We start from the raw sequence: 16,989 nt of genomic DNA on the forward strand, positions 1-16,989 counted from the left end.
AAAGGGAAAATTTATTCCTTATTATCCGCTAAAACGCGTTTTACTCCGGCCAGCGCCTTCTCGGCCTCATCATTGTTTACATGAATCTCCCTGTCTCCATCGATATTAGCGGCAAAACCTGCCAAACGTGCCGATTCCGATTCGTCTTTTACGATGGGTTCTATGCCCATTTCCCGCAGTTCCGAAACAATCAATTGCGTAATAAACGGGTTACCGGTGTAGATTTTAATGTAGTCAGAGCTCATATTCCTATTTTTGAAAAACAGCTACTAAAGTAGCAATAAGTTTCTAAAAATCTTTAGTTATTACCCGACAACACTGATTTTTTAATGAATATTGGGTTTAATTCGTGTAGGCTTGCCCCGAGGATTATTCACTGAATTCGGAATTTTTTAAAACGCTGACCGTCACTAATAGTTGCCCTACATGGCGCTGGCTGTGTTCGGCCGCGTGAAAGAGAAGGCCGAGGATTGTGGTCGGCAGTTTTTTTCGGCCAACGCTACGGTTTTCCATCAAATCGGAACCGTTCAACGTTTTAAAGTATGGTATGGCCTCATCCACCTTTTGCTTAAAATTTTCTATCAGCTGTGCCGATGTCGTTTTCGTGTCGGCATTTCCCTCATTGCGTAAATATTCAAACTGTTCTTCGGATAGGGATTCCGCCTTGGCATAAGTCATCAAGCGGTCGAGCACTCCGGTCAGATGTTGCAGATGAAATCCCACGGAGGCCCTGCCGGATGGTTTTTCCCAAAGTAGGTTTTCGGGAAAGCCGTCCATATATTTTTTGGTATCCTCGGTGGATTGTACTAGGGCGTGGGCAGCAGGTTGCAATTGATCGGGAATGCCTTCGATCGGACCTCTGAGCCAGACTTCGGGGCGTTCGTTTTTTGTACTTTTGTTCATTGAATTGTGGTTGTTTACAACGTGTTCATACTTTCTATATGCCTATTAAACCGTTCTAAAGTTTCTGCCAGCACCGTAATCTGTTCCTGAGCTTCTTTCCAGTCTTTTTGCTCGATGGCTTCCCGCACGCCAGGCAGGGTCTTCACGCCATATCCGGTATAAAATCCCGGGGCGTAGATCTGATGTTTATACCAAGATCTTCGTGGGAGTCCTTTTTCGGTGGTCAATACTTGCTCTACCTGCATCAACTCTTGGTTCAGTTTGTTGCGCTTTTCTGGAGATAGATTGGATTTATCGGTGGATTCGAATGTATCGATGCTGCTTTTAAGGGAGGCCAACTGGTTTTGTACCGGCGCAAAATCCAGATAAGGAACAGCTTCCTCTTTTTCGGGCTTTACAAAAGGTTCCTTGGGGTCTGCCGCCAGTTCGAAGGTATTGCTATCTACCATTTTGTTATGTTTTTCGACGGTTTTACGCAGGGTATCTGTTTCCTTCATTATCTCATCCAAATAGCTTGAAACGGTTTTGTGCCATTGTTCGAACTCTAAGGGAAGCACGTCGGCATTGGCCAAACGCAGAACGATACGTCCCGCCGTATTGGCGAGTGCTACGCCGTATGCAAAGTCTGGATCTTTAAATCTTTTGTAATTGGGATAGGTGTCGTAGATGGTATGATATTCCCCGCCAGAATCTTCCCCGCCATATCCTAGATTTAACGAAGCGATGCCCGCATGTTGTATAAAGGGGGAATAATCGGAGCCAGAACCCACGGCATAGATTTCAAAATCATCGCTACCACCGTCGATACGATTGTGTGCAATTTTCCGTTCCTTGACGGAAACTCCTTTTTGCGGATCGGTAACCGTTCCGGCGACTTCACTCACCATGACCTGCAGCGTATGCGAGCCGCCTGCGCTAAGAAATCCGCGTCCGTTGCCATCGGTGTTGATATAGGCCACCGCCTTTTCTTGCAATTCTTTGATATGGTCCTCAACCCACTCGGTAGAGCCTATAAGTCCCGGCTCCTCGGCATCCCAGGCACAATAGACCAAAGTCCGTTTCGGTTTCTCTCCATTTTTGGCGAGTTCACCAATGGCCCGGGCCTCTTCCATCAGGGCGACCATCCCGCTTACCGGGTCGCTGGCGCCATGTACCCAAGCATCATGATGGTTGCCGCGCAGTACCCATTGATCCGGGAAATCAGTACCTTTCATCGTGGCGATTACGTTGTGGGCGGGTACGAGCTGCCAGTCGAACTCAAGCTTTAGGTGGACTTTCGCCGGACCGGGGCCGATGTGGTATGTAATCGGTAGTCCACCGCGCCATGTTTCCGGCGCGACCTGTCCTTTCAAAGCTTCCAACAAGGGTTGCGCATCTTCGTATGAAATGGGCAGCACCGGGATTTTCGTAAGGGTAGGGGCATCCTCCCTTTTTAAACGTTTGGCATCCTTGGTTGCCGCATAGCCGGGAGTAAGCACATCTCCAGGATAAAGAGGCATGTCCATCACCGAACCACGCTGTACGCCCGTTTTGTTTTTAAAGGGACCTTTAGGATAGACATCCCCTTGCACATACCCGTCATCTTTGGGATCGGAGTAAATAATACATCCGATAGCCCCTTTTTCCGCGGCCAGCTTCGGTTTGATGCCCCGCCATGAGCCGTAGTATTTTGCGATTACGATTTTTCCCTTGACATCGATTCCCAATTTTTCGAGCTGCTCATAATCTTCAGGTACGCCATAGTTCACGAAAACGAGTTCGGCTTCGACATCACCATCCTTCGAAAAGGCGTTATAACTAGGCAAAAGTGCATCACCCTGGGCGGTATATTTGTCGCCTTCGACGGCCGCGGGCGTTAATTTCGCTTTATAAGTCGTTGGGGCGGTAAGTTCGAGTATCCGTATCTTGGGATAGGGAAACAAGACATGATACGTCTCGATTTTCGTGTCATAGCCCCAGGATTTGAATTGCTTTTGGATCCACTCGGCATTTTGGCGTCCGTATTCGGTGCCTACCCAATGCGGTTCGGCGGACATGCGTTGCATCCATGAGTCGAGATTATTGGCAGACAGTTTGCCCTCGAAGGCCTTTTCAAGGGCGATTTCCTTTTTAGCGTTATCGGGGGTGAAACCGGTGATTGTGGTTTGGGCATTGCCCGTACAAATTGCGGTAACAAACAAGATGATAAAGAAATTTCGTTGCATTGATTTTGATTTAGACGTTTGGAAAGCCTTGCAAATGCTATGATGGAACGCGCTGCAAACGCGCATCAACTACGAATTGGTTTTTGACGTTGAGATGGAAGCCGATACCAACGCGGATGATGAGGGAAGATACCATTTTTTTTGAAAGTATCCGACAACGTATTTAGTCACTATTTCTGCCTGATATGGAAAATCTAATGAACCCAGTTAAACTGAACTCATTAGAGGTGTTGTTTGGTACCGAGAATATCGATTTTTGAGGTCAGATGAAGCCATTTTTTGACAGCGGCTACGGTTTTTAAAAATAAGGAAATAGGGCCTCAAAATGTGCTATTCGTAGGCAAACGAAAAAGTCTAAATGAAATCACTAAGAAAAAGCGAAAGGTTGCAGTTTTGGATTGGAAGACTTTTATAATACAGAATCAGCACTGTAACTGAGCAGATTGATACTTGGTTTTTCGATGAGGTCGAGCTGTTTGTCGTATCCTTCTTTTTTAAAGGAACGAAGCAGACTTTCATATCTATTGCCGCTGGTTATCATGGTCAACTGACACTCCCTGCATTTGATAATAATCTGGGTCTCGCTTATTCGATATTCTGATGGAAGAATACTCAAGTACCGAGAAATAGAATTGGGTACACCAAGTTTGGAAAGAATGTGCATAGGGGAAAGCGGAAAAGTATCTATAACTTCTTTTCCACGGATAAGGGTAATCGATTCGATTTCATCTTTAATTACCGGAATCGTACGGAAATTGGCCGTAAAATTACCTAAAACCATGATGCCAACGGGTAGAACCTCTAAATTACATTTAGTTTGGCTCAGCAATATATCGGTTTTGTGCTGTTCGTTCTTATAATCTACCAAGCGATACCGATATTTTGTTTTTTTGAAGGTTGCCCCGGTAGGTTTAACTCGGCTTAAATCGGATGAGGTAGGTGCGGTGTTCATTCCTATGGGGACAGTTTTGATGAGTATTGAAATAACCAGGGCAAAAGTATCTGGATTGGAAGCTGCAATTTAGCGTTTTGAGTAAAAATTTTGACTCCATAACTGGTTGTAATCCTATTTTACAGGCTGTAAAAAGATGTATTTCGTCGATGGAGCCCTACCGGTCGGTGGCAGAGAAAGTTGTTAATTGTTATCGATAACTTATTAACAATACGGTATATAATTAGTTCTCTCACAATCCTGTATATGACGCATGGCGTATTGCGTAGGGTAATATTTACAAAAGGCCTCTTTCCTTGATCGGGAGGTATTTATTGATAGTATGTACGGTTTTAGAAAATGTACGCTTGGCTTCAAACGCAACGGCAATCATAATGTAATCGTATCTTTGAGCGATCAAATCAAGAGGTGACAAAAAGGCAAAAATTGAGCTATTGACCGCATAACCTCGAACTTTCAAACTGTAAACCTGACCGCCTCATGTTCTACTTCATCATCGATCTTCTAGGAACCATTGCCTTCGCCATTTCGGGCGTGCTGGTCGCCATGGAAAAAAAGCTGGATATGTTTGGGGTCCTCATCATCGCATTTGTTACCGCTGTTGGGGGAGGCACGTTACGGGACCTGCTGATCGGTAGCACCCCGGTATTTTGGATGCGGGATTACAGTTATATTTCAATCATTATCGGCACGGTGATATTTGCGGTACTTTTTGCAAAACATCTGCACAATTTTCGCAAGACCCTTTTACTTTTCGATGCCATCGGTATCGGCCTGTTTACCATGGTTGGGATAGAAAAGGGATTGGCCTATGACCTATTGCCGATAATATGCATTGCCTTGGGAACAATTACCGCCTGCTTTGGGGGGGTGATCCGTGATATTCTTTGTAATCAAATTCCCGCTGTTTTCAGTAAGGAAATCTATGCCACTCCCTGTATTCTGGGCGGTATTATTTATTTTGTTCTCATACGTTTGCCTTTTGAGGATGCCTATGCCTATAGTATTGCCATTACGGTCATCATCGTAGTCCGTTTATTGGCGCTCAGGTTCGGTATTTCGCTGCCGAATATTTACAGGAATGGGAATAGGTGAGCATTGGCGTTAGCGATTGTCGATATTTCAGGCTCAAATCCAGGTACCAACTACTCTACAACCTCCGCCTTTTGAATGTAGACGTTCTGATTTGGCCAGTCACCTTCGCCGACCTCTACGCTGTTGATTTTATCGACCACATCCATTCCTTCGATAACCCGACCGAAAGGAGTGTAGTCGCCATCGAGATGATAGGAACCAGGATGGGTTACTACGATAAAAAATTCGTAGGGTGAGGCGAGCATATGGGGATTGTTTTCTTTTTCGCTACTGGGCATCGAAAGGGTGCCACGATCGTGCCGGTGTCCTTTTCGGGTATCCGGCGGTAGCAGGTAACGGCCGATTTCACTACGTTTTTTCCCTGTTTTTATATCATCTGAATTACCGCCCTGAATTATAAAATCCTTGACCACGCGGTGGAATTGTGTTTCGTTGAAATAGCCCTTTCGGGTCAGATAGATGAAATTTGCCTTGTGGTAGGGCACATCGTCAAAGAGCTGTACTGTAAAACTGCCCAATCGGGTCGTGATTTTTACCTTGTTTACTTTGAGGTCTTTTTGGTATTCGAAAAAGAAATCTACGGCATTTTCATCGGTCAGCACAAATTTTTCTTCCTTTTTTTGCTTATTTTTTTGTTTTGCGGAATCGATTGTAACTGAATCTTTTTCAGCTTCCGTTTTGGTAGTCGTTGCGGACTTTCCTTTTGGATTATCCCCACAGGAAGCCATAAAAAATAGTAGTAATATTGCAACTGTAAAAAAACGGTGAAGTACCATGAATTTTGATGATTTTGCTTTACGGGTCCCAAAAATAAAACAAATGCCGTTACCTGGGGAAGCATCCCATATAAAAATGGCGCCGAATTTCCGATTGAAAGAAATGCAAAGGGCGAGATCGGAACAAAAAAATCCGAAGAAGGCTGGGGTGATGGCGTTGTTCTATCCCGATAGCCAAAACAATACGCATTTGCTACTTATTTTACGTCCACCCCATCCGAAAGACGTACATTCCAACCAAATTGGTTTTCCTGGCGGTAAATTCGAAAATCAGGATACGGATTTAATGGCGACAGCCTTGCGTGAAACTTGGGAAGAGGTCGGGGTATCCCCAGAAAAAATAGAAGTAATTAAGGGATGTAGTGAGATATATATTCCTCCAAGTAATTTTGAGGTAAAGCCTTTTATGGGCCTTTATCATAACCGTGGACGGGAGCCCTTTGTACCACAAAAATCGGAAGTTGCCGCCTTGATCGAAGTGAGCTTGTCCGCTTTACTTGACGATGCCAATCTTTTTACCCAAACCCTGACCACCTCGTACGCCCAAAATGTTACGGTACCTGCCTTTAAATTAAACGGATATACCGTATGGGGCGCGACCGGTATGATGCTCAACGAGATGAGAACGTTGTTGCGGGGGGTTCTGTAAAGTAAGATTACTGGATTATTGGATAGGCAGGGTGAATTCTTATTTATCGGACTAAAACACATCTGTTTTATCAAGCACCGGGCAGCGTGCATCCAGTCATTTGTCTTCCAACGAATATCTCAATTCTCAAATCTTGTTTCCGGTTTCTCCATTGTTTCGTACATTAGCACCCTATGGGGTTATTCAAAAAAAATCCGTTCGGGCATATCCTGTTTTTAAAAAAATGGTTGATCCGTATTTTGGGGCTGATGACCCATTCGCGGTACAAACAGTTCAATAGTCTTGAAGTGGACGGTTCTGAGATTATACGGTCGCTTCCTGATAGAAACGTACTTTTCGTAAGTAATCACCAAACCTATTTTGCCGATGTGGTGGCGATGTTTCACGTGTTCAATGCCAGTTTGAGCGGAAGGGTCGATAGTATTAAAAATATCGGATATATCTGGAACCCGAAGTTGAACATGTACTATGTGGCCGCATCGGAAACCATGAAAAAAAGCCTGTTGACCAAGATTTTTGCCTATGCGGGATCCATTAGTGTCGAGCGCACATGGCGTTCAGAGGGTCAAGATATTAACCGGAAGGTGAAGTTTAGTGATATTTCAAGCATCGGAAAGGCCTTGGACGATGGCTGGGTCATCACTTTTCCACAGGGCACTACCACACCGTGGAAGCCCTTGCGTAAGGGTACGGCGCACATCATCAAAAAGTACAAGCCTGTCGTCGTGCCGGTGGTTATAGATGGTTTTCGGCGTTCGTTCGACAAAAAGGGACTACGTATCAAGAAAAAGGGCATCCTCCAATCTATTGTTATCAAGGAACCTTTGGATATCGACTATGAAAACGAATCCTTCGACGCCATCATCGAAAAACTAGAGTATGCCATCGAACAACATCCTTCCTTTTTAAAGGTCATTCCGCAAAAAGATCTGATGGCTTATGAGCAAGAGAACGAACTGCGCCGTTTTCGAAATCGTAAAAAAGTGTAATTCGGTCTCTCACACCTCAAGGCGTTTTAGCTCGTTATAATTTTTGTTGAGCCTTTTCAACAGAATACCATAAACCAGTCGGTAAAACAACCAGATAAAGCCTATCATAAAGCCGATGCCCAGGAGAACTATCAGACCGCAAAGTAACCAAAAACGCATTTCCGATCCATTATCTTTTAGGGTATCGAGCAATTTTATCGTTTTTTCATCGTGAGTGAAAAGGCTATAAAAAGTATGAAGGGTAATAATTACCACCATAATCAGATTGTATGCTACATAATAGCGAACGATACGCCGGGTGCGCAATATGCTCTCCATCACATTCTTTACACTGTCGACCGTCGAGATTGCTTTATAGGATTTAAAGAGATAGTATACAAAAACCAAGACTATCACGATAGAAAGAACGGTGAAAGCAATAAAAAAAACGTCATCGCCCTCACCATAAGTATCGTTAAATTTCTTTTGAATATTTTTCCAAAAAAAGGGCAGGGCACTTAGTAGAATCCAAAACGCCAGTTCAATTAAACTGATATAGAACAGCCATTTGACGATGGATGAGGATTCCTTCCTGAGCATCCGATAGATTTCGTGGTAGGTCAGCTTGGGGAGATTTTCTCCCTTTCGCTGCCAATCTTTCTTTAATAGTTCTAGCTCATCCATCATAATTTCTATGGATTCAATATGGTTCTTAATTTGATTTTGATCCGGTTCATCTTTACTCTGGCGTTCACTTCGCTGATTCCCAAAGTGTCACTGATCTCACGATAGTTTTTATCCTCAAGATACAAGAAGACCAAGGCTTTGTCGATATCGCCCAATTCCTTGACGGCCTTGTACATCAATTTCAGTTGTTCTTCTTCGGTCGCGTCGTATTCGTCAGCTTTTATCTTGAAGATTACCGATTCGTAATCTTGGGTAGGAATGCTTTTTTTTGTCTTTCTGTAAAGGGTTATCGCGGTATTTAAGGCTACCCTATACATCCAAGTACTGAATTTCGAATCCCCACGAAACTTGGGGTAGGCTTTCCATAGTTGAATGGTAATTTCTTGAAACAGGTCGTTATGGGCATCGCGATTATTGGTGTACAGCGTACATACCTTGTGAACAATGTTCTGGTTGTTCTCGAGTTCCGTTACAAATTGATGTTCCAGGTCTTTGTTCACGTCAAGATGGTAGGTTGCTGTCGATTAGTAGTGTCTTTATATGCTTCGTTACAGAAAAAGCTGAAATGGGGTCAATTTAACAAAAACCTTTTGTTTAATTTTAGCGATCAGAAAAAGAATTATGGGCGATACCGACGCACTGAACATTCCGAAATCAAGTTTATCTAGAATCGTGATCGTAGGAGGCGGCTTTGGCGGCATAGCCCTTGCCAAGGCCTTGAAAGGAAAGGAAATGCAGGTAGTGCTGCTGGACAAGAACAACTATCACACCTTTCAGCCCTTGCTCTACCAAGTCTCGACGGGCGGTCTCGAACCCGATTCCATCGCGTATCCGCTGCGGAAGGTTTTACAGGGCTATCCCGATGTTTACTTCCGTCTTGCCGAAGTACGCGAAGTGATTCCCGGATCAAAGCTGATCCGCACCGATATCGGCGATTTGGGGTATGATTATCTCGTTATCGGAACAGGTTCGGAAACCAATTTTTTCGGAAACAACGAAATCGAGAAAAACAGTATGGGCATGAAATCCATTCCTCAATCCTTGAACTTGAGGAGCCTGATTTTGGAAAATTTCGAACAGGCCCTATTGACCGATAACCTGCGCGAGCGCGATGCCTTGATGAACTTCGTTATAGTAGGCGGCGGCCCAACGGGAGTGGAACTGGCCGGTGCCCTTGCCGAAATTAAAAAGGGAATTTTGCCCAAGGATTATCCGGATCTTGACACCCGAAAGGCACAGATCAACCTGATTCAATCAGGAAATCGGATTTTAGCTGAAATGAGCGAGCAAGCCTCTAAAAAGGCAGAGGATTTTTTAGAAAACCTGGGCGTTGAAGTATGGAAAGATTGCCGGGTCACCGGATACGATGGAAAAACAGTCCGCACTAAAACCGATTTAGTGTTTGAGGCAGCTACAATGGTATGGGCTGCGGGAGTAAAGGCCGTTTCCATACAAGGGCTGAACGCCAAAGAACTTTTAGCGCCCGGTAACCGAATGAAAGTAAACGAATTTAATCAAGTACTAGACCATGAGGCTATTTTTGCAATCGGCGATGCAGCCTGTATGTTTTCCGAGGATGCACCCCAAGGACATCCAATGGTAGCGCAGCCTGCCATACAGCAGGGACGGCACCTTGGTGAAAACCTCGTTCGCCTTTTGAAGAAAAAGCCAATGAAGCCTTTTGTTTACAAGGATAAGGGTAGCATGGCGACCGTGGGCCGTAATAAGGCAGTGGTGGACTTAAAACATTACCGATTTCAAGGCATATTCGCTTGGTTCGTTTGGATGTTCGTACACCTTTTCTTCTTGATCGGCTTTCGAGACCGTATGGTAGTCTTTGTAAACTGGGTTTATAATTACATTAGATTCGATCGTGAGGCTCGGTTAATTATCCGGCCCTATAAACGGGACTATAGTCAGTTCAAAGATTGTAAAGATTCTAAGAGCGAAAGTTAAAACCCTTCACCCGTCACCTTTCCGCGGATGAAATTCGTTCATGACGCGAGACAGATCGTTACGATTTATGTGAAAATATATTTCTGTCGTGGTAATGCTTTCGTGGCCCAACATCTGCTGGATAGCCCGTAAATCAGCACCGTTCTGCAGTAAATGTGTGGCGAAGGAATGTCGGAAGGTATGGGGACTTATATTTTTTTGCAAACCTATTTTTTCGGCCAAGCGTTTGACGATGGTAAATAACATGGCCCGCGTCAGCTGTTTGCCCCTTCGGTTCAAAAAAAGGATGTCTTCGAAGCCTTTTTGGATGATTTGGTGTATCCGTATTTCCATGCGGTATATTTCTATATACTTCTTGTTTATGGGGCTGATGGGTACAAAACGTTGTTTATCGCCTTTGCCTGTGACCTTGATAAAATCCTCCTCGAAAAAAAGGTCCGAAATTTTTAAGTTAATCAGCTCTGATGCGCGTAGGCCGCATCCGTAAAGCGTTTCTATCATAGCTCGGTTGCGTTCGCCCTCGGGTTTTGATAGATCAATGGCACTGATCAATGTATTGATCTCGTCCTCGGAAAGGGTGTCGGGCAATTTCCTTCCTATTTTTGGGGATTCTATGAGGTCTAAAGGATGGTCTTTGCGATACTCTTCGAACACCAGATAATTAAAAAAACTTTTAAGTCCTGAAATTATCCTTGCCTGTGACCTAGGGTTCATGGTCTTGGCCACTTCATAGATAAAGCGCTGTACCGTCTCTTTGGCAATCTGTATGGGATTATCGGTCAAACCATGGGTGTCAAGAAATAAAACAAGTTTTTTAATGTCCCGAATATAATTCTGTTGGGTATTGTCCGAAAGTCCCCTTTCTATTTTTAGATAGTGCCGGTAATCAGCGAGTGCCTGCTGCCATTTCATTTTATAAAATAAAGGTATTCGTTGCGCATTCCAAAGTTTTCTATCTTTGAATTTTAAACAACCATAAATCCACAAAGTATGAAGCGTAATTTTTTTGCGATAATCGCAATAGTTTTTTTTGGTTCGGCACTGATACATGCCCAAGCTATGCAGGATAGCGACATTTCGGGTAGTATCGGGGACATTGGGTTCGGGGCAAAAGCGGGAGTTCACCTTTCCACATTTTTAGGTAACGATTTTGTAGGCATCAGCTCAAAAATTGGGGCGTATGCAGGAGGTATGGCCGAGATACCGGCATTTTTTGAAAATTTTTACTTGCAACCCGAACTACTCCTTTCATTTCAGGGAGCCGATATCGGTCCGGGTAATTTGAACCTAACGTATCTTCATCTTCCGCTAATGGTCAAATATCATATTACCGATGGGATTGCGGTCGAATTTGGACCGCAGATAGGGGTGCGCCTGGGTGATAATGGAGATGATTTTGGAGGATTTGATACAAATAATACGCATATAGGACTGAATTTTGGTGGGGGCTATCGGCTGAATGACAATTTTTATTTCCAGTTGCGTTACGGCCTAGGCCTTTCAAAGGTGCGCGACAATACCGATTTAAGAAACGGTGTAGTTTCATTAGGAGGTGCCTATTTCTTCTAAATTTGTTGAATGTTTTGATATATAAAATTGTTGGTATGAAGATTCTCATTGTTAACGGCCCAAATCTTAATCTTTTGGGGAAACGTGAACCCGATATCTATGGTGACCAGACCTTTGATGACTATTTTGCGGACTTACAGTTTAAATTCAAGGAGGTTCAATTGGAATATTTTCAATCGAATATCGAAGGAGAGCTGATCGGTAAGATTCAGGAAGTGGGTTTTTCGTACGGCGGTATCGTACTCAACGCCGCCGCCTACACCCATACCTCGGTCGGTATCGGCGATGCTGTTAAGGCTATAGAAACGCCTGTGGTCGAGGTACATATTTCCAATACACACCAGCGAGAGCCGTTTCGGCATATCTCCTATATTTCGCCCAATGCCAAGGGCGTCATTCTCGGTTTTGGATTGAAAAGCTATGAATTGGCGATACAGAGTTTTCTTGAGTAGCGTGAGAAATTAGTACACTGAGCACACATCCGCTTTTATTTCAGTAAAATTCCGGGGATTGGTAGCGAGAATTTTATACTAAATTATCTTTGAACTCCACTTTTCTGACCCGCAGCAACAAGAGCATACCGATCAAAAAAAACAATCCCAAAAAAATAATCGAATAGCGTATGCTACCGGTTACTTGGGCGATGTATCCGTAGCTGAGCATTCCGATAACGATACCTATTTTTTCCGAGACATCGTAAAAGCTAAAGTACGACGTGGTGTCCACAGCATTCTCGGGAAGCAGTTTTGAATAGGTCGATCGGGACAAAGATTGTATGCCGCCCATCACCAGCCCGACGAAAGCCGCTGTAAAATAGAATTCCATTGGCGTAACGATCGTATAGGCGAAAATACAGATACCTATCCATATAAAATTCAGGGCGATCAACGTACCGATATTCCCGAATCGAGCGGAACATTTTGAGGTAAGGAAGGCACCTAAAATTGCAACGATCTGTATGAGCAGAATGCTGACGATCAAACCGGTGGTGGAGTTGGTCTCGCCCCAATCCAGTTCTTCGATACCAAAATAGGTGGCGATCAGCATAATGGTCTGCACGGCCATGCTGTACACAAAAAAGGCACCTAAATATCGTTTAAGGGGCACATTGGCCTTGATTTTTTTCCAAATCTGCATTAATTCCTTAAAGCCATTGAAGAGTACGTTTTTAGTTAAGGTTTGTTTCTTGTTTCCCTTGGGCAAATGGTAATAGGTGTATTGACTAAATCCGATCCACCAAAGTCCGGTCAGTACAAAGGACAATCGGGTAGGGGTGGACTCATCTTCAAATCCGAAGGTGTCGAATTTTAAGATCATCGCCAGACATATCAATAGCAATAGCACACTACCGATGTAACCGAGCGAGTAGCCCTTGGCACTGATAGCATCCTGTTGCTCGGAAAAGGCGATGTCGGGCAGGTACGAATTGTAGAAAACCAAACTTGACCAAAAGCCTATCAGGGCCGTAAAGTAGCAGAGGAGCCCAAACCACAAGTGTTCAAGGTCAAACCAATACAGCCCGATGCACGAAATGGCACCCAAATAACAGAAGAATTTCAAAAAGACCTTCTTGTTACCTACATAGTCGGCAATCCCGCTCAAAAAAGGACTCAGAAAGGAGACGACCAGAAAAGCGGCGGCCGTCACGTAACTGATTAAGGTGTCATTATTAAAATCCGTACCCAAAAATCGAACGGTATCATCGACTACCTTGCCATTTTCATCCTTTACTAGAGTCAATGCCCCATAAAAAATAGGAAAGACAGTAGAGGAAATGACTAGATTGTAGACGGAGTTCGCCCAATCATAGAACGCCCAAGCGTTCAACAATTTTGTGCTTCCTTTGGCAAGGGGTTGGTTCGGGTCGGTCATAACAAAATAAAAAGCCGTTCTGTTCAAGAACGGCTTTCAAGATACGATTATTGTCGATAATCTGGTCTACTGGAACGATGTCACCCCGTATTTTTTGGCTTCGGCCTTTGCAGCTGGCGCCCATTCGGTCAGGTTTTTGATTCGGGTGTCATTGGAAGGGTGGGTGCTCAAGAATTCCGGTGGAGCCTGTCCGCCACTGCTGGCTTTCATCCGCTTCCACAGTGCAGCGGCTTCATCGGGATTATAGCCTGCGATGGCCATGATCTGTAGCCCGATACGATCGGCCTCGGTCTCGTGGCTTCTGCCAAAGGGTAGCATAATACCAACGGTCGAACCTACGCCGTAAGCTTGATTGAAGAGGTTCCGCTTTTGGTCGTCCTGAATCGCAATATTACCGGCTACTGCCCCTAACTGTTGTAAGGTTCCCGCACTCATGCGTTGCGCCCCATGGTCTGCCAAGGCATGCGCCACTTCATGGCCCATTACCACGGCAACACCGGTCTCCCCCTTGCAAATCGGTAATATACCGGTATAGAATACAATTTTACCTCCGGGCATGCACCAAGCATTTACCGTCTCGTCCTTGACCAGATTATATTCCCATTTGTAGTCTTTCAGATAGCCTTGATATCCGTTTGCCGAAAGCCATTTTTCTGCAGCGGAGGATATCCGTTGCCCCACCTTGGTGATCATTTTGGCATCCGCAGTGTTTTCAACAACATTGTTTTCTTCTAAGAACTGGTCGTATTGAGCGAAAGCCGTTGGAAATATCTGACTGTTTCCGTAAAAATTAAGAGTCTTTTTGCCCGTGAACGGATTGGTCTTGCAAGCCGATACCCCTATGAATATAAATAGGATTAAAATTATTTTTTTCATACTATTTTATTTAGCATTTTTAAAAGAACAGAGAAAAAGACGGATACAGAAAAAATCGGAATCTTAAATCCCTTGTTTCACTCTCCCGTAATATGCAATTGCGTAAAATCTTTGAATACTTCGATGCTATTATCCCCATTCAATTTGATGGCCTCTAGATCCACTTTCTCATTGTCGACCTCTACACTTTTGATTTTGAAGGGAAGCCCGTGCAACTGTATTTTGAAAGTTTCGTAAGTCGTTATAAAACTACCGTCTTTAAACTGTTGAATGATAAGTTCTTTTTCTTTGCCCAACAATTTAAAATTCCGAAGACTATACTTGCCATTTTCATAGGCATAGCCATCATTGGCATCTTCATACACCATAGAATTCTCGGCCCCTTTGGTATAATATACGTCCAAAACCAATTCTTTGATCACTTTTTCGCCGACATACTGCTGTACCGGGTATTTCGGAATCATAGCGCCTGCCTTGATGAACATCGGGATTTTATCAATACCGGCAACGACCCACTTTTCTTTTCCTCCTCCTATCATCTCATCGTTCCAATAATTATACCAATTACCTTTCGGTATATACATTCGGCGACCTTGTGCGTTGGGTTCCTGTACCGGGCAAACCAAAATCTGCTCCCCAAAAATAAACTCGTCTGTTCTAAAGTGGGTCTGGGTATCTTTTTGGTCAAAGCACACTATCGGTTGTAGCATGGGCCTACCTTCTCTGGTGTATCGCCAGAACATAGTGTATAAATAGGGCAATAATTGATAGCGTAGTTCTATGAATTTCCGTACAATATCGGTGATTTCCGTACCAAAAGACCAAGGTTCTTGGTCACCATGGTCGCCGCTGGAATGGACCCGGCAGAACGGGTGGAATATCCCGATCTGAATCCATCGGGCAAAAAGTTCTCCATTGGGCTGCTCGGCAAACCCGCCGATGTCGGAACCCACGAACGAATATCCGCTCATACACATACGCTGCATCTGTACGTTTGCGATCCAAAGATGTTCCCAAGTGGCAACGTTATCGCCCGTCCAGGTCGATGAAAAACGTTGGGTGCCGGCGTAGGCCGCCCTAGTTATGACCATGGGTCTTTTCGGGTAGACATATTTTTTGACACCTTCGTAAGTGGCCCTTACCATCTGCATACCATATACGTTGTGTGCCTTACGATGGCTACAGGGGTGGCCATCATAGTTATGTCGGGTATCCAAGGGTGCGGTCTTTGTCGGCACCTCCATCACGGCGGGCTCGTTCATATCGTTCCAGACCGCATGCACGCCCATTTCGACCATGAATTCCTTATACAGATTTGCCCACCATTCCCGCACTTCAGGATTTGTAAAATCCGGAAAATTACATTCGCCCGGCCATACCTTTCCCTTCATGTTCGGACCGTCGGCACGTTTGCAGAAATAATCGTTTTTCAGAGCTTCTTGATAGACCGAATACTCTTTGTCTATTTTGATTCCGGGATCGATCATGATAACAGTCTTGAAACCATCCTCCTCCAATTCGGCGATCATTCGTTTCGGGTCCGGAAATTTGGTTTTGTCCCAAGTAAAACAGCGGAAGCCATCCATATAATCGATATCCAAATAAATCGCATCACAGGGTATTTTTTCGTCCCTGAACGTTTGGGCAAGCTCTTTAACCTGACTTTCGGGAAAATAGCTCCATTTGGATTGATGGTATCCCAAGGCCCAAAGCGGAGGTAATTCAGGTGCTCCGGTCAAATTCGTGTAGGCTCGGACAACTTTGTACATTTCAGGACCGTAGAAGAAATAATAATCCATATCCCCACCATCCGCCCAGTAACTGGTCGTGTTGCGCCTTTCGTGGGCAAAATCGAAGTGTGTCTTAAAACTATTATCGAAAAAGATACCGTAAGCCTGGCCTCCATGCAAGCCTATATAAAATGGGATGGCCTTGTACAGAGGGTCTTGGTCTTTCCCGTAGGCATATTGATCGGTGACCCAGTTGCTCACCCGTTTGCCCTTTAAATTGCTATGGGTGGCCTTGTCGCCCATACCGTAGTAACTTTCGGAGTTTTGGGTTATTTTACCCATTTTAACGGTGTTGCCGCCATATTCATAGTTTTCTTCCCAGTGAAAACCAAGTTCATCTTCGTTGATGATGTTTCCCTCGAGATCAGAAATTTGGGTCCGTAAGGTTTTTTTGTCGACCAGTACCTGAACTTTGGCGGTCTCGATAATATATTCCGTTTTCGTCTCGACAATATCAAGACGGTTGTAGCCCCTTCGAGCATCGGGATCAATGGCGTAGGAAAAATCGGGTTGAAAGGTATGCTCGGTGGCATAGCGAAACCTGATGGTGCGGTCTTGAATGACGGTAATTTCCAGTATTACCCCATTATCAGTGGTAAAGTAAAACTTATCTTTATCCCTTATATACTCGACAATATGGTTAGGATAGAGATTGCCTTTGTATTCCAGTTCTGTATTGGTAATCATTCAGT

17 protein-coding genes are annotated in these 16,989 nt (G+C 44.3%); 6 read left to right on the plus strand and 11 right to left on the minus strand.

From position 1 onward, the window contains the following. Positions 1–11: 11 nt before the first annotated feature. The 4 genes from BLT07_RS12420 to BLT07_RS12435 all read right to left on the minus strand — a co-directional run bounded on the left by BLT07_RS12420 (position 12) and on the right by BLT07_RS12435 (position 4,059). Positions 12–245 (minus strand): putative signal transducing protein, encoded by a 234-nt coding sequence (locus tag BLT07_RS12420; RefSeq protein ID WP_091869156.1) that lies wholly within the window; start codon positions 243–245, stop codon positions 12–14. 124 nt (positions 246–369) lie between these two features. Beyond that, the gene (locus tag BLT07_RS12425; RefSeq protein ID WP_091869158.1) at positions 370–903 is read right to left on the minus strand and encodes a DinB family protein; all 534 of its coding nucleotides are present in this window, start codon (positions 901–903) and stop codon (positions 370–372) included. A 14-nt stretch (positions 904–917) separates the two neighbouring features. Beyond that, positions 918–3,107, minus strand: a complete 2,190-nt coding sequence (locus BLT07_RS12430; RefSeq protein WP_091869160.1) for a M28 family metallopeptidase — start codon at positions 3,105–3,107, stop codon at positions 918–920. 409 nt (positions 3,108–3,516) lie between these two features. Further along, entirely contained in the window at positions 3,517–4,059 is a 543-nt protein-coding gene (locus BLT07_RS12435; RefSeq protein WP_091869161.1) for a hypothetical protein, read from the minus strand. A 480-nt stretch (positions 4,060–4,539) separates the two neighbouring features. On the opposite strand from BLT07_RS12435, the gene BLT07_RS12440 reads away from it, so the two are divergent. Beyond that, positions 4,540–5,154: a trimeric intracellular cation channel family protein gene (locus BLT07_RS12440; RefSeq protein WP_091869163.1), complete on the plus strand. Its 615-nt coding sequence runs from the start codon at positions 4,540–4,542 to the stop codon at positions 5,152–5,154. Between the two features lie 50 nt (positions 5,155–5,204). Here the strand turns inward: BLT07_RS12440 and BLT07_RS12445 are convergent, their stop codons facing one another. Further along, positions 5,205–5,930, minus strand: a complete 726-nt coding sequence (locus BLT07_RS12445; RefSeq protein ID WP_091869164.1) for a peptidylprolyl isomerase — start codon at positions 5,928–5,930, stop codon at positions 5,205–5,207. Positions 5,931–5,973: 43 nt separating this feature from the next. On the opposite strand from BLT07_RS12445, the gene BLT07_RS12450 reads away from it, so the two are divergent. Both BLT07_RS12450 and BLT07_RS12455 read left to right on the plus strand, forming a co-directional pair. Beyond that, entirely contained in the window at positions 5,974–6,579 is a 606-nt protein-coding gene (locus BLT07_RS12450) for an NUDIX hydrolase (protein WP_317040762.1), read from the plus strand. Between the two features lie 173 nt (positions 6,580–6,752). Further along, a complete protein-coding gene (locus tag BLT07_RS12455) occupies positions 6,753–7,568 on the plus strand; it encodes a lysophospholipid acyltransferase family protein (RefSeq protein ID WP_091869168.1) in 816 nt (271 codons plus the stop codon). Between the two features lie 9 nt (positions 7,569–7,577). Here the strand turns inward: BLT07_RS12455 and BLT07_RS12460 are convergent, their stop codons facing one another. Both BLT07_RS12460 and BLT07_RS12465 read right to left on the minus strand, forming a co-directional pair. After that, entirely contained in the window at positions 7,578–8,234 is a 657-nt protein-coding gene (locus tag BLT07_RS12460) for a hypothetical protein (protein WP_245726534.1), read from the minus strand. Positions 8,235–8,239: 5 nt separating this feature from the next. Further along, positions 8,240–8,734, minus strand: a complete 495-nt coding sequence (locus tag BLT07_RS12465; protein WP_091869169.1) for an RNA polymerase sigma factor — start codon at positions 8,732–8,734, stop codon at positions 8,240–8,242. A gap of 139 nt (positions 8,735–8,873) precedes the next feature. On the opposite strand from BLT07_RS12465, the gene BLT07_RS12470 reads away from it, so the two are divergent. Further along, positions 8,874–10,190 carry an NAD(P)/FAD-dependent oxidoreductase gene (locus BLT07_RS12470; protein ID WP_091869859.1) on the plus strand — a complete coding sequence of 439 codons (1,317 nt, stop codon included), beginning with the start codon at positions 8,874–8,876 and terminating at the stop codon, positions 10,188–10,190. 6 nt (positions 10,191–10,196) lie between these two features. Here the strand turns inward: BLT07_RS12470 and xerA are convergent, their stop codons facing one another. Next, on the minus strand, positions 10,197–11,102 hold the full coding sequence (gene xerA, locus BLT07_RS12475; RefSeq protein ID WP_091869862.1) for a site-specific tyrosine recombinase/integron integrase: 906 nt from the start codon (positions 11,100–11,102) through the stop codon (positions 10,197–10,199). Positions 11,103–11,180: 78 nt separating this feature from the next. Between xerA and BLT07_RS12480 the strand changes: the two genes are divergently transcribed. Then, positions 11,181–11,759: an outer membrane beta-barrel protein gene (locus tag BLT07_RS12480; RefSeq protein ID WP_091869171.1), complete on the plus strand. Its 579-nt coding sequence runs from the start codon at positions 11,181–11,183 to the stop codon at positions 11,757–11,759. 35 nt (positions 11,760–11,794) lie between these two features. After that, positions 11,795–12,211, plus strand: a complete 417-nt coding sequence (aroQ, locus tag BLT07_RS12485) for a type II 3-dehydroquinate dehydratase (protein WP_091869865.1) — start codon at positions 11,795–11,797, stop codon at positions 12,209–12,211. Positions 12,212–12,284: 73 nt separating this feature from the next. On the opposite strand, the gene BLT07_RS12490 is transcribed toward aroQ, so the two are convergent. From BLT07_RS12490 to BLT07_RS12500, 3 genes are all read right to left on the minus strand, one after another. Further along, positions 12,285–13,631, minus strand: a complete 1,347-nt coding sequence (locus BLT07_RS12490; RefSeq protein ID WP_091869173.1) for an MFS transporter — start codon at positions 13,629–13,631, stop codon at positions 12,285–12,287. Positions 13,632–13,697: 66 nt separating this feature from the next. Continuing rightward, complete coding sequence (locus BLT07_RS12495; protein ID WP_091869175.1) at positions 13,698–14,507, minus strand: M48 family metallopeptidase; 810 nt, start codon at positions 14,505–14,507, stop codon at positions 13,698–13,700. Positions 14,508–14,584: 77 nt separating this feature from the next. Then, the gene (locus tag BLT07_RS12500) at positions 14,585–16,984 is read right to left on the minus strand and encodes a glycoside hydrolase family 31 protein (RefSeq protein ID WP_091869177.1); all 2,400 of its coding nucleotides are present in this window, start codon (positions 16,982–16,984) and stop codon (positions 14,585–14,587) included. Positions 16,985–16,989: the final 5 nt, after the last annotated feature.

Source organism: Pricia antarctica, assembly GCF_900101815.1.
Classification (GTDB): Bacteria; Bacteroidota; Bacteroidia; order Flavobacteriales; family Flavobacteriaceae; genus Pricia; species Pricia antarctica.